Source organism: Eisenbergiella massiliensis (genome assembly GCF_003435485.1).
The window spans coordinates 119,708-132,439 of sequence record NZ_QVLV01000004.1; the positions used below are offsets into that span (position 1 = coordinate 119,708).

Annotated in this window: 9 protein-coding genes; 7 read left to right on the plus strand and 2 right to left on the minus strand. The window is 41.8% G+C overall.

Annotated features, from left to right (window positions below; all coding sequences use genetic code 11):
• The first annotated feature begins 12 nt into the window (after positions 1-12).
• Positions 13-771 (plus strand): sugar phosphate isomerase/epimerase family protein, encoded by a 759-nt coding sequence (locus DXC51_RS07530; RefSeq protein ID WP_117544208.1) that lies wholly within the window; start codon positions 13-15, stop codon positions 769-771.
• 332 nt (positions 772-1,103) lie between these two features.
• Here DXC51_RS07530 and DXC51_RS07535 read toward each other — a convergent pair whose 3' ends face one another.
• On the minus strand, positions 1,104-2,195 hold the full coding sequence (locus tag DXC51_RS07535; RefSeq protein ID WP_117544209.1) for a LacI family DNA-binding transcriptional regulator: 1,092 nt from the start codon (positions 2,193-2,195) through the stop codon (positions 1,104-1,106).
• 299 nt (positions 2,196-2,494) lie between these two features.
• Here DXC51_RS07535 and DXC51_RS07540 point away from each other — a divergent pair, with 299 nt between their 5' ends.
• The 6 genes from DXC51_RS07540 to DXC51_RS07565 all read left to right on the plus strand — a co-directional run bounded on the left by DXC51_RS07540 (position 2,495) and on the right by DXC51_RS07565 (position 10,297).
• The gene (locus DXC51_RS07540) at positions 2,495-3,448 is read left to right on the plus strand and encodes an ABC transporter permease (protein ID WP_243003152.1); all 954 of its coding nucleotides are present in this window, start codon (positions 2,495-2,497) and stop codon (positions 3,446-3,448) included.
• 12 nt (positions 3,449-3,460) lie between these two features.
• The gene (locus DXC51_RS30570; RefSeq protein ID WP_117544210.1) at positions 3,461-4,372 is read left to right on the plus strand and encodes a carbohydrate ABC transporter permease; all 912 of its coding nucleotides are present in this window, start codon (positions 3,461-3,463) and stop codon (positions 4,370-4,372) included.
• A gap of 59 nt (positions 4,373-4,431) precedes the next feature.
• Positions 4,432-6,105 (plus strand): extracellular solute-binding protein, encoded by a 1,674-nt coding sequence (locus DXC51_RS07550; RefSeq protein ID WP_117544211.1) that lies wholly within the window; start codon positions 4,432-4,434, stop codon positions 6,103-6,105.
• An 83-nt stretch (positions 6,106-6,188) separates the two neighbouring features.
• Complete coding sequence (locus tag DXC51_RS07555; RefSeq protein WP_117544212.1) at positions 6,189-7,616, plus strand: glycoside hydrolase family 32 protein; 1,428 nt, start codon at positions 6,189-6,191, stop codon at positions 7,614-7,616.
• Positions 7,617-7,664: 48 nt separating this feature from the next.
• Positions 7,665-9,116: a glycoside hydrolase family 32 protein gene (locus DXC51_RS07560; protein WP_117544213.1), complete on the plus strand. Its 1,452-nt coding sequence runs from the start codon at positions 7,665-7,667 to the stop codon at positions 9,114-9,116.
• An 80-nt stretch (positions 9,117-9,196) separates the two neighbouring features.
• Complete coding sequence (locus tag DXC51_RS07565; RefSeq protein ID WP_117544214.1) at positions 9,197-10,297, plus strand: glycoside hydrolase family 172 protein; 1,101 nt, start codon at positions 9,197-9,199, stop codon at positions 10,295-10,297.
• Between the two features lie 184 nt (positions 10,298-10,481).
• On the opposite strand, the gene DXC51_RS07575 is transcribed toward DXC51_RS07565, so the two are convergent.
• Positions 10,482-12,671 (minus strand): hypothetical protein, encoded by a 2,190-nt coding sequence (locus tag DXC51_RS07575; RefSeq protein ID WP_117544216.1) that lies wholly within the window; start codon positions 12,669-12,671, stop codon positions 10,482-10,484.
• Positions 12,672-12,732: the final 61 nt, after the last annotated feature.

The window sequence follows — 12,732 nt, forward strand, 5'->3', positions numbered from 1 at the left end:
AAGGGGAACAAAATGTACTTACTGGGAAGGACACAAATGATACCGGCTGCATCCTATGAGGAAGCAATTGCCCGTATTATGCAGAAAGGCTTTGACGGCGTGGAGCTTGATATTTACGATGTGAATTTTCAGGCGCGGAAAGAGTTTTTCGAAGAAGGCTTTGCTGAAAAGATAAAGGAATGCATGAAGAAAAACGGCGTAAAAGCTTATTCCGTTGGCGCCCATATGGATTTTACGGAAAATGAGGATAAATTCCATACGGTGGAGAAGGCGGTTCCAATCGCGGCGGAAGCGGGAGCTGATACAGTTATCATCAATGGCGCCGTCAGGCGCGAGGGAGAGGCGTTTGAAAAGCAGTGGGAGAGGCAGATAAACCGGATGAAGGAATTATGCCGCATCGCAGAACAATATGGCATTTATCTGGCGGTAGAATTCGAACCGGGCTTTGTCATTGATAATTCGGATCTTCTGCTGAGAGCGTTTGACCAGATCGGTTCCCCCATACTTCGAATGAATGCGGATATCGGGCATATGTTCCTCCAGGATCCGGATCCTCTGGCTTGCCTTGAAAAGTGCGGCCCTTATATCGTACATGCGCATTTGGAAAATATGAAAAAGGGTATTCATAACCATCTGGTTCCGTATGAAGGGGATATGGATTTGACGGCGTATCTGCAGAAGCTTATTTCTTTGGATTTGACGGACCGGCATCGCTTGATGTGTATCAATATGACTATGAGGCGGTTGCGGAAAAGAGTGTGGAGTATTTGAAAGGGATTTTATGTACGGCCGGTCTGTGAATGTTGCAGCGGAAGGTAAAACATGAACCGGTAGAGGAGACTGAACAGAGCGTCAGGCTGCTTCCGGCAGAACAGAAATAAAAGTAAGATTTAACAGCAACAAAAAAACGCAGGAAAGAACCTGCGTTTTTTATATTTTAGGGTGCATACAACAAGAAGGGTGAAGTTCGGTGGGTGAGTCTCATGCTGTAAGGTAAGAGCCGTACCGCAGCAAGCGAGTCTTGGGAGGGTAGTGGAGATACTGATTGCTAAGCGTAGACACTAAGTGCTATAGGTAATACATAATTATATATGCAAATTAGTTTATATACTTTCATATCTTTGTATCTTAATATTAGCGGACTCTCTGAACAATACTTCGGTCTGCAGGTATACCCTTACATAAGGCAGATCTGGGGCTGCTATTCTGTTAAGCAGTTGCTTGGCGGCTGAAATACCCATATTTGAACTATGAGAATTAATAGTAGTTAATGATGGTGTAACAATTGCAGATGCGGGAGAATTGTCAAAACCTGTAACCATTACTCTGTCAGGAACGGAAATATTTAATTCCTTCAAACAGGACATTAGCTGGATAGCAAGAGGATCATTAGCGCATACGAGAAGCTCTGGAAATGGATCCAGCAGTTTTATTTGATTGATTAGCCATAGCCTGTCCCAATATATGGAGTCATCCTGCGAAATTATGCAGGATGACTTATTTAATGGCAGGCCGCAGTCCTGCAAGGCCATACAAAACCCGGTCCAGCGTTCATAGAAACTAAGACAATGATTATAAGCTCCGACAAAGCCGACATGTCTGAGTCCGTTTGCGGTGATAAGCCGGTTTACCATATTGGAAGAAGAATATCTGCTTTCCATCAGTAAAATATCTGCATTTAGGTTATCTTCGGCGAAAGTATAATAAGAATCTACAAATAGAAGAGGTTTATTTAAGGAACACAGCATTTTGCAATACTCTTTATCAAATAATTCAGCACAAAGAATTGCGTCAATATTTTCTAAAACAAAGGTATTGGGAAGTTTTAAATTTTTCATATCATCATCATGAACCGTGTAAAGAGAGAGAGTATACCCTTCTTTACTAACTTCCTGCTCAAGTGTTGCCAGTAATAAAGATGCTATATGCTGTTTATCAGGAAGCTTATGGAAAAGAAAAGCTATATTTCCAGGAATTCTTTCGTTTTTTAAGAAAGCAGATTCCTCTGAAGATGCTTCATTTACCGGAGATATCAAAGCAAATTGCTTATAATTCAATTCTGCCGCTTTTTTAAGTACTCGTTCTTTATTTTTTTCTGAAACATTTGTGCTGCCGTTGAGAACTTTTGAAACAGTGGTGCGTGACAGATGCAGAGAATCGGCAATATCCTGTACTAAAATTTTTTGTTTTGCCATAATATAAATTCCTTTACTCAATAATACAATTATATTTTTAGGAAAGTAACTAAACTTATTGTATCATACAAATGTTAATTAAACAATCGACTTTGTTTAAAATGTAAAAGTTTACAAATGTTAAAATAATAAATGTAATGTATAACTTTGCTATATAAAACAAACAAAAAATATACAATAAATTTGTTGTAGTATACAAAATATACAAAACACAATTGACAAATAGAAAATGAATGTTAAAATGAGATTAATATTTGTAAAAGCAATAAACGACAAATGTAAAAGAAAGGCGAAAAGAAATGAATAAAACAAAGCCAAGTATTATGACAAAAAGCCGCTTATCATCAAAACAAAGCTATTTCAAAAGATTTGGAATTTACTTTGTAAAGAACTGGCAGCTTTATCTTATTTTCCTGTTTCCGGCATTATTATTGACAATTATTTTCAAATATCTTCCGATGTTGGGAATTATCATTGCATTTGAAGAATACAGCCCTGTCAGAGGCTACTTCGGAAGTGAATGGATTGGGCTTTATAATTTTAAGCGGCTTTTTTCTTCTACAGAATTTGGCAGGCTGTTGCTGAACACCTTAAAGCTGAGTGGCTATAACCTGATCTGGGGCTTTTTTCCGCCTATCATACTTGCACTTTTGCTTTATCGGGTACAAAATGGCAGGCTCCGTAAAAAGGCGCAGCTTATTGTTTATTTACCTTATTTTATATCTACGATTGTACTGGCGGGTATGGTAAGACTGTTCTTTTCGCCGGTAGGACCAATAAACGCCCTGTTTGGCAGCAGTGTAGACTTTATGGCAGAATCAGGCTGGTTTCGTACGTTATATATAGGTAGCGGTATTTGGCAGTGTGCCGGTTGGTCCTCAATCATATATTCGGCTACGCTGGCCGGAGTGAGTCAGGAACTGATAGATGCCGCAAGAATTGATGGAGCAACTGTCCTGCAGCAAATCCGGAATGTGGAGCTTCCGGCGTTAAAGCCTGTTATTGTCATCCAGTTTATCCTTTCAGCCGGGAATATTATGAGTATCGGGTTTGAAAAGGTATATGCTTTACAGACGGATTTGAATAAAGTAACGAGTGACATCATCCCTACATATGTGTACAGGATGGGATTGGAAATGGGGGATTACGGCTATTCAACAGCAGTTGGGCTATTTAATTCTGTCGTAAATCTTATCCTGCTTGTTGCGGTAAATTATATAGTCACCAAACTCAATGACGGTGAAGGGTTATAGGAGGTACATACAATGACAGTAACAAAAACTAAAATAAGACAGAAGGGCCATTTATGTACACAGGATAGGGTAATAAAACTATGCGGAAACATTTTCCTGCTTGTATTCCTGATATTGATTATTGTACCAATTCTGTATATTCTTCTCTGTTCTATTATGGATCCGGCGGTAAGGAGCAGTGTAGGTGTTTCATTTAATATAAAGGACTGGACCCTTGAAGGTTACAGGAGGGTTTTTCAGGATGAGAATATTTGGAGAGGATTTCGGAATTCCTTTTTTTATTCCATGGCGTTTACAGTAATTTCTGTTGTAGTCACTTTATTTGCTGCATATCCCATGTCCAGGGATGATTTTATGGGTAGGAAGTTTTTTAATGCTATATTTGTGTTTACCATGTTTTTTGGGGGCGGTTTAATGCCAACCTATTTGCTGATGGACCAGTTAAAGCTTATTAATACGGTGTGGGCTATTTTGTTGCCTGGTGCTTTGAATGTATGGAATTTGATACTGGCCCGTTCCTATTACAGATCAATACCGGGAGAACTGCGGGAAGCGGCTGCAGTGGATGGTGCGGATGACATCCAGTATTTTTTTCGGGTGCTGCTTCCGGTATGTACGCCAATAATTTCAGTGCTTTGTCTTTATCAATTTGTTGCTCAGTGGAATTCTTATTTTGATGCTATGATTTATCTGGACGAACAGGCGATGCAGCCTCTTCAGTTGGTTATAAGAGCGATCTTAGTACAAAATCAGATTAATCCCAACCTGATAGCGAATATGGAAAAGCTGGCCGAAACGGCAAAACTGGCGGATTTACTGAAATATTCAACGATTGTTATTTCAAGTGTGCCGCTATTGCTGATGTATCCATTTTTCTCCAAGTATTTTGAAAAAGGGATTATGGTGGGTTCTGTTAAAGGATAATTAATTAAAAGTTTATGCGGAATGCATTTAACTTATAAATTTTTAAGGAGGAGAAAAGTATGTTGCCAAAAAGTTTTAGAAAAGCATTATGTTTTGCAGGTGTATTTACGATGGTTATTGGGAGCCTGAGTGGATGTGGAGGAAAGGAGGAAGCAGCAGGAGGAAGTACGGCTTCAGTTGAGGAAGCAGCAGAGGAGGTCACTTTTCCTTTGGCTGACAACTATAAGTTCTCTATCATGACAAGGGTAGCATCTGATTCCGAGCAGGATTTCAGTAAAAAGGCATTGGTGCAGAGAATGGAAGAGGCTACCAATGTGACGGCAGAATATAAAGCTATTCCTGAGGAGCAGTTTGATGATAAGTATAAACTTGCATTATCGAAAAGCGACATGCCGGATGTTGTTACAAAGATGTATATCAAGCCCTATGATATTCTGGGCTATGCCAAGAAGGGAGTATTTATTCCTCTTGAGGATTATATCGAAACCAATATGCCTAACCTGAAAAAGGTTTTGGATGCAAGGCCTGAGGTACGCGCTTCCATTACTGCTGCAGATGGACATATCTATACTTTGCCATTTGTAAACGAATGGTCCACAAACAGTAAGGAAAATATTAATGTAATCGGAGCGATTCCATATATCAATGTGGCATGGCTGGATCAGCTGGGACTTTCCATGCCGACGACAACAGACGAATTAAAGACAGTTTTGGAGGCTTTTGCCAAAGATATCAAGGTGGAAAACGGTACTGTGGTTCCCATGTCCTTCCGGATTAATCAGGTAAATCAGGATCCGGGAATATCCCTGGGTGCCTTCGGATGTGGAGACAACATGGATCATTATATGGTAACGAATGATAAGAAGGTATATTATACACTGGCGCAGGAAGACGCAAGGAAAGGATTGGAATGGCTGCATGATCTGTATGCGGAGGGACTGGTTGATCCGGAAATTTTTTCCCAGGATGGCGCTACCTATTCCGCAAAAGTTGCATCTGGCCGTGTAGGTTTGTTTTATGATTGGGCGATAGGACTTGCAGGTGACTATACAGACCAGTATGAAGCTTTGCCTCCCCTTGCAGGGCCTGACGGGACAGTTAATGTTCCGAGACAAAATTATTACAGTTTCGATATGGGCGTTACAGCGGTAACAAGCGCCTGTGAAAGACCTTCTGTTGTATGCGCATACCTGGATCAGTATTTTGAACCGTCTTTGTCTATTCAGAATTGTTATGGAACCTATGATGATCCAAATTATACAAATGTGTTTACTAAGGAAGGTGATATGCTGAAATGGACAGAAGAAGGAGCAGCAGACGGAAAAATCCGAAATGATCAAAACCTCTATGACTGCTTTGCCATTCTTTCCGATTACTATGGTGTATATGTAGACCGGATGCTGGATTCCGATGCTCTTCGGCTTGAAATGGTCAGCACTATATATTCACCCAGCATAACAAGTGATTTTAATTATCCGGCTGCTTTTATGGAACAGCAGGATATTACAAGAATATCAGAAATAGAAACCGATCTGAAGAAATATGCGGAACAGGTTAAAGCGGAAATTGTAAAAGACGGTATTACTGATGAGGCATGGAAGGAATATCTTGATAAGCTTAACCAGATGGGGCTGGAAGAATTAATTACCCTGAAACAGAAAGGCTTTGATTTATTTTATGAATTGACAAATTATGAAAAGGCTGGACAGAGTGCGGAAGCCTCAGAAAATTAGGATTAGTTTCGTAACAGAATAAAAAATAGGGGCCGGTTATTTAAAATATCCGGCCTTAAAAAATAAAACAGGAGAAAAGAGATATGGATTTATTTTATACTCCCGAATATGCAAAAACAGGAGATGTTATTCCATTTTATGATGAGGATTCAAAAACATTTGTAAACTATTACCTGAAAAACTGGAACCCTGATGCGCCAAAAGACAAGGTGATTTATGGCTGGCACAGGATAGCCACAAGTGATAACCGTAATTTTGAAGAAGTACCAACCAATATACATGGAGGGACAGGGTCTGTAATAAAGAACGGCGGAATTTACCATATGTTTTATTGTACCTTTGATGCCGATCCGCCGGCACAATGGGCCAGGCATGCCACGAGTACGGATTTAATACATTGGGAGGATATCCCCGAAGATAAATTCGGGCCTGATGGGATAATTTACAAAACGTCTGATTGGAGAGACCCTTTTGTTTTTTGGAATGAAGAAGAAAAGAAGTGGTGGATGCTTCTGGCAGCACGGGAAAATACGGTTACAGAAAGAAATGGGTGCGTGGCATTATGTGTATCAGAGGATTTGTCGAAATGGGATTACAGAAAGCCCCTTTATGCACCGGGGATGAATCAGTCGGCGAATGAATGTCCGGATCTATTTAAAATAGGTGACTGGTATTATCTGGTTTATTCTAATTATACGGATGGTTTTTGCACCTATTACCGTATGAGCCGCTCCCTAAACGGTCCTTGGATCCGGCCGGAAGTGGATACCTTTGACGGCCGGGCTTTTTATGCGGCGAAGACGGGTTACGATGGAAAAAATCATTATGTATATGGGTGGAATCCCACCAAAGGGGAGAATGGATGGAAATTCGATTCGGAGCAGGATTATGGTAAAGATTATAAAACCTGGAACTGGGGCGGTTCCATTGTCGTTCATAAACTTGTCCAGCATGAAGACGGAAGCCTGGGAGTATGTCCGATAGACAGTGTGGCCAATGCCATGAAGAAGGAAGAGACTGCAGAGATTCATGGGCTGACCGGAAAATGGACTGAGACAGATGGTATAATCAGCTGCAATTCTGAATACGGATATGCTGCTTCCATTGGTTCCTGGATTCCTCCACAGTGCTGTATAAAAGCAACTGTTAAATACAGCGGTAATCCTACCCGATTTGGTATCGCTTTACATATAGATGAGAATTTTGACAAAGGGTATTATTTGATGTTTGAACCGTTTTTCAACCGGATACAATTCCGTTCTGGCCTTCGGATGTATGAGCAGGGTGGGCAGATGTTTCCTTATACGGTAGAACTGGAACGCCCCCTGCGTATGGAAGAAGGAAAAGAATATAAGCTTTCCATATATATTCAGGATACGCTGGCAGTTCTTTATGTAAATGATGATCTGGCCTTTGGATTTAGGATGTACAATGAAAAAGACCGTTGTCTGGGATTTTTTGTATCGGATGGAAATATAGAATTGAAGGATGTCAGTATACTGACAGAATAAAGAATGGCTGCAGGTGTCTATAAAGCCGGAAATAGGAGACGGAGCAAAATGAGTGAAGCTTTGGAAAAAGCAAGAGAATGGGAGAAGATGCATTGCAGGACAGCTGTGGAAAAGCCATTCTTCCACGTATGCGCCCCCACAGGATGGATAAACGATCCTAATGGCTTTTCGCAATATAAGGGAGAGTATCATCTGTTTTATCAATATCATCCCTATAATAAGCATTGGGGGCCAATGCACTGGGGACACAGTAAGACAGATGATTTTATCAAATGGCTTCAGATGCCCTGCGCGATGGCTCCCGATGAAGCTTTTGACGGACAGGGATGTTTTTCTGGAAGCGCGGTTGAATTTCAGGGGAAACATGTTTTAATGTATACAGGAGTGACCCAAAAGGAAAAAGATGGGAAAATAGTCATAAATCAAAATCAGTGTATCGCCTTTGGAGATGGAAAAGACTATATAAAATATCCCTACAATCCTGTTATAACAGCGCAACAAATGCCGCAGGGGAGTTCAAAAGAAGACTTTCGCGATCCCAAAATATGGAAAGATAATGATAAGTTTTATACCATAATTGGTAGTCGAGGAGAAGATGGCAGTGGCCAGTTGGGGTTATTTGAATCTGAGGATATTGTAAACTGGAAATTTGTAACCATTTTGGAGCGGTGCGAGAACAGGTATGGTAAAATGTGGGAGTGCCCTGATTTTTTTGAGATTGGAGATACCGCGGTTATTATTGTCTCTCCACAGGAAATGCAAGCGGAAGGGCTGGAGTTTCATAACGGGGGCGGGACGCTTGCTTTAGTGGGTAATTATAATAAAAAAGAACATTTATTCCAAAGAAAAAAAGTTACAGCTGTTGATTATGGTTTGGATTTTTATGCACCACAGACGCTTAAGTCAGAAGACGGAAGACGTATTATGATAGGCTGGATGCAGAACTGGGACACATATTTGGTTCCTGAGAACATGACATGGTCAGGTATTATGACAATTCCCAGACAACTGGAAATCCGAGATGGCTCTTTATATCAGAATCCGGTCCGTGAGCTGGAGAATTATTATTCCAATGAAGTTAAGATTGGGAAGGTCAGATTGGAAGGAGAGAGGAGTTTTGAGGGAATAAATGGGCGAAGCATAGACTTGACGGTTGAAATATATGAAGATGGGAAAAGTGAATTTTCTATTCGGTTCGCATCGAATGAATATTTTTACTCTGAAATTATATATTCGCCTGAGAAGGAAATTCTGACATTTGACCGGACTTATTCAGGGTTGGTAAAAGATGTTATCAGCAGGCGGAGCATGAAGGTAAAAAAAAGAGAAGGCAGAATAAAAGTCCGACTGCTGCTTGACAGATACACAGTGGAAATTTTTGTAAACGATGGGGAACAGGCGATGTCGTCTTTGATTTATACTTCATTAGATGCAGAAAAAATCATGTTTTATGGTGATGGTTCAGTTATCTCTATATTAAAATATGATGTGGTTTTATAGTATTGGATTCTTTAAAATATGCTGAAAACACAGGTGCAAAACTTGCAAATTAGAATATCAAGACAATATGAGGTATATTAATGATTGAATATTCATTAGGAAAACTACCGTTGTTAAGAACAGGAAAAAGCAGAAGTATTAACTGGGAAAACAGGACTGGAGAAAAGGGAAGAGGCGGAATTGCTTGCAGTGAGCTTGGACCCTCCAGAAAAGGTTCACCCTGTATCCCTCTTATTGGTGCCGGAGAATGTGTAACGCTTGCCGAGATTGATGGACCGGGAATTATTCAACATATCTGGATTACAGTGACTGATCAAACCAGTGTCAGGAACCGTTTTATTTTACGGGATTTAGTACTCCGTATGTACTGGGATGAAGAAGAAAGTCCATCTGTAGAAAGCCCTTTGGGAGATTTTTTCTGTTGTGGTTTTGGTGAATCCTACCAGGTTAATTCTATGCCTATAGTGGTCAATCCGACCAGGGGGTTTAACTGTTATTTCCCCATGCCTTTTGCAAAAAAAGCTAGAATTACACTGGAAAATCAATGTGATGAAGATATTCCGGCATTTTTCTATCAGATTGATTATTGTTTAGAGGAATTCCAGGTTGATAATATGGGATACTTCCATGCACAATGGAGAAGGCAAAGAATAACAGAAAAAGCCAGGGACTATGTGATATTGGACAATGTCATCGGAAAAGGACAGTATGTGGGAACCTATCTTGCCCTTACGACGCTGGAACGTTACTGGTATGGGGAAGGCGAGATAAAATTTTATTTAGATGGGGATGAAGAATATCCTACAATTTGCGGGACCGGAACGGAGGATTATTTTGGGGGAGCATGGAGCTTTGCTTCGCAGGAAGAAGGAAGAACTGTGGAAAATACATTTTGTACTCCTTTTCTGGGATATCCTTATTATTCAAACCGTGATAAGGTAATCCATAATAATTATCATATGGATGATATAATGCCACAAAGGAGCTTCTATCGTTGGCATATTATGGATCCCATTTTATTTGAAAAAGATCTTCGGGTAACAATTCAACAGATTGGAGTATGCCACGGAGGATTATTTGAACGACAGGATGATGTCGCAACTGTTGCGTACTGGTATCAGAGTGAACCACATCATGAATTTGAAAAGTTGATGGAAAGAAAAGAACGTTGGCCCAGATAATGTACATATTTATTTTCAAAGCGGCTGCTGATAGTATAATCTATCGGCGGCCGTTTCAGAAAAAGTACGGATATAGGGGCAGGAAAACCATTCCGGGCAAATGCGGAAGTACCGAAGCAAAAAACGCAGGAAAGAACCTGCGTTTTTTGCGTATCATCAAGGATATATCCCTTGTCGGTAAAAATCAAAAGTAGTTGTCATATATCCTGTTTCGTTTCTCAAGTTCCTCCCTGCCAAGCTTCTGGGCGTCTTCGATTTCATATACACCAAAGGTTTCAAAAAGCTTTTCTGAAGGCTCAGCCTCCACAAAGGTACACCAAGGCAGCCAGTGATATTGGCTTCCCAGCTTCTGGCTGGAAAAATTGCCGCTTTCATGGCCAAGGCCGGGCATAATATACCCGGAAGTGCCGTCTATGTCATTAGACTGCCGGGTATTTTTATGGATAAACTGTGCGAAATCCAGGTAGTGGGCATCTCCGGTGAGAAGATACAGCCTGTAATAAGTATAGGAACAGGCCGCCATATATACATCGGCGCCGCCGCCTATTGTGATAATGCTCTGGCCGCTGATGGAATACTGGTTAAAGGGATGTTTCGGCCAGGGTGTATGTACAGGGAAGGACCAGGCATAGGTCCAGGTTTCGGTATAATCCGCTGCGCCGGTTGCGCCTTCCAGCCAATGAGGATCCTGCGTCAGATCGTAGAGGGCCAGGAAACCAAACAGTGCATAAATGCCTGCTTCCTTGTCCTGGATATCCGTATTGTCACAGGTTCCGCCGCGGTATTCCATATTCAGATAGGCATTTGTAAAGGACCAGTCTCCGGCCTTCAGCGCAGCGCATTTATACGTTTCATTTCCGGTCACCAGATACAGCTGCACAAGAAAACGGATGACGCTGGGAGTATTTGATTTGGAATCCATACGTATGGAACCGTCCGTGTTGTATGCACGGTAAAAGCTGCCGTCCTCATTCTGGACGCGCACTAGCCAGTCGCCGGTTTTTATACAGAATTCCAGCCAGTTCTGTTTTTCTTCTTTCCGTTTATGCAGGTAAACATAAGCGTCTAAAATGGCTTCCATACCGTCAGCGAGCATACGGACATAGTGAGGATAAGGCTCAAAGCCCTGGAGACTGGGATTGTAACACATCTGCGGCAGCCCGGACTGCGTCATGGAATTTTTCACCCAGAATTCAAGGATGCCAATTCCCTTTTCCCTGGCTTCAGGCATATTTTCGCGCTCACCATACCGCAGCAGCAGATTGCCGATCCCCGGCTGCTGCCCAACGAAGCCAAACTGGAAGGATACTGAGGAAATATCCATATCAGGCAGCTGGCAGGCAAAAGGAAGGCCGTAAGAATCCCCATATTTACGGGTATACTTGATAAAAATATTCATGCAGTTGCGGAAATGCCGTTCATTATCCACACAGAAAAGCCCGTCCCTTAAACGGCTGTAAGTAATTCTCCAGATATCCCGCATCATTTCCTGGAAGCTTTCATGCCGGCCGAAATTAATGGAAACAGAATAATTCTGTTCAAAACCCGGCTCCACAGGATGGTTAATTCTGCGGAAGCTCATGGCCTTATTATGATAATCCAGTCCGCCATAATTTTTTTTCAGGGGAGTCTGTCCGTCACAGCCCGGATATACGTAGTCAATGGACAGACCATCGATGGGCGTGGGATTATCCTTGCGCACGGCAAAACCATAGTACATATAATTGAGGGTACGGCTGTCAGGCCTGCTCATACCTAAGGATCCTATTGAAAACCTGGGATCCACATTGTTCTCTGACTGTTCAATGTCCAGGGAACGCATGCCCACATCAGCAGCATAACGTGACAGGGATACCATTTCCCCTGAACCGGTATGGTGCATGGAAAACAAAGGAAGGGCGCATCTCGTTTCCAGCATCCAGAAATATTCGCAGTCCAAATCCTTTCCCATCATTTCTGCGGGAGCAAATTCGTTCTGCCGGTACCAGAACCCCGGAGCAAAGCACTGATAATCCCGGGGATTATCAGATTCAGCCAGAACGAGGGAGAATTTGCTGGAAAAGCCAAGGTCATCCCCGGCCTCAAGGACCCTGACACAGCGGCTCACTTTAAAGCCGGCGGCATCTGTTTCATAGATATCCGTAAAGGTGAAAGCAGAGCCGGATGGAACACGGAGTGTCCCCCGGGCAGTCAGCCGTCCGTCGGTAAATTCTGCTTTTTCATATGGCGCGTCATAGAATTCACTTACGGCAAACATTGTCTTGACGGTAACAAATAAAGGACGTCTGTTAAAGTACAGCAGTTTGCCTCCTTTTCGCACTTCGATCCCGCCGTTTGAGCAGGCAAGCTGATAATTATTGTATTGCAGTTCCATAGGTGAAACCTCCCCAAATAAGTATTGTATCCTGATTATAGGACGGAAATTATGGGGATTC

Coding starts and splice junctions, on each gene's coding strand:
- DXC51_RS07530 (WP_117544208.1), top strand. CDS start 13: ATGTACTTACTGGGAAGGACACAAATGATACCGGCTGCATCCTATGAG.
- DXC51_RS07575 (WP_117544216.1), bottom strand. CDS start 12,671: ATGGAACTGCAATACAATAATTATCAGCTTGCCTGCTCAAACGGCGGG.
- DXC51_RS07555 (WP_117544212.1), top strand. CDS start 6,189: ATGGATTTATTTTATACTCCCGAATATGCAAAAACAGGAGATGTTATT.
- DXC51_RS07535 (WP_117544209.1), bottom strand. CDS start 2,195: ATGGCAAAACAAAAAATTTTAGTACAGGATATTGCCGATTCTCTGCAT.
- DXC51_RS07560 (WP_117544213.1), top strand. CDS start 7,665: ATGAGTGAAGCTTTGGAAAAAGCAAGAGAATGGGAGAAGATGCATTGC.
- DXC51_RS30570 (WP_117544210.1), top strand. CDS start 3,461: ATGACAGTAACAAAAACTAAAATAAGACAGAAGGGCCATTTATGTACA.
- DXC51_RS07565 (WP_117544214.1), top strand. CDS start 9,197: ATGATTGAATATTCATTAGGAAAACTACCGTTGTTAAGAACAGGAAAA.
- DXC51_RS07540 (WP_243003152.1), top strand. CDS start 2,495: ATGAATAAAACAAAGCCAAGTATTATGACAAAAAGCCGCTTATCATCA.
- DXC51_RS07550 (WP_117544211.1), top strand. CDS start 4,432: ATGTTGCCAAAAAGTTTTAGAAAAGCATTATGTTTTGCAGGTGTATTT.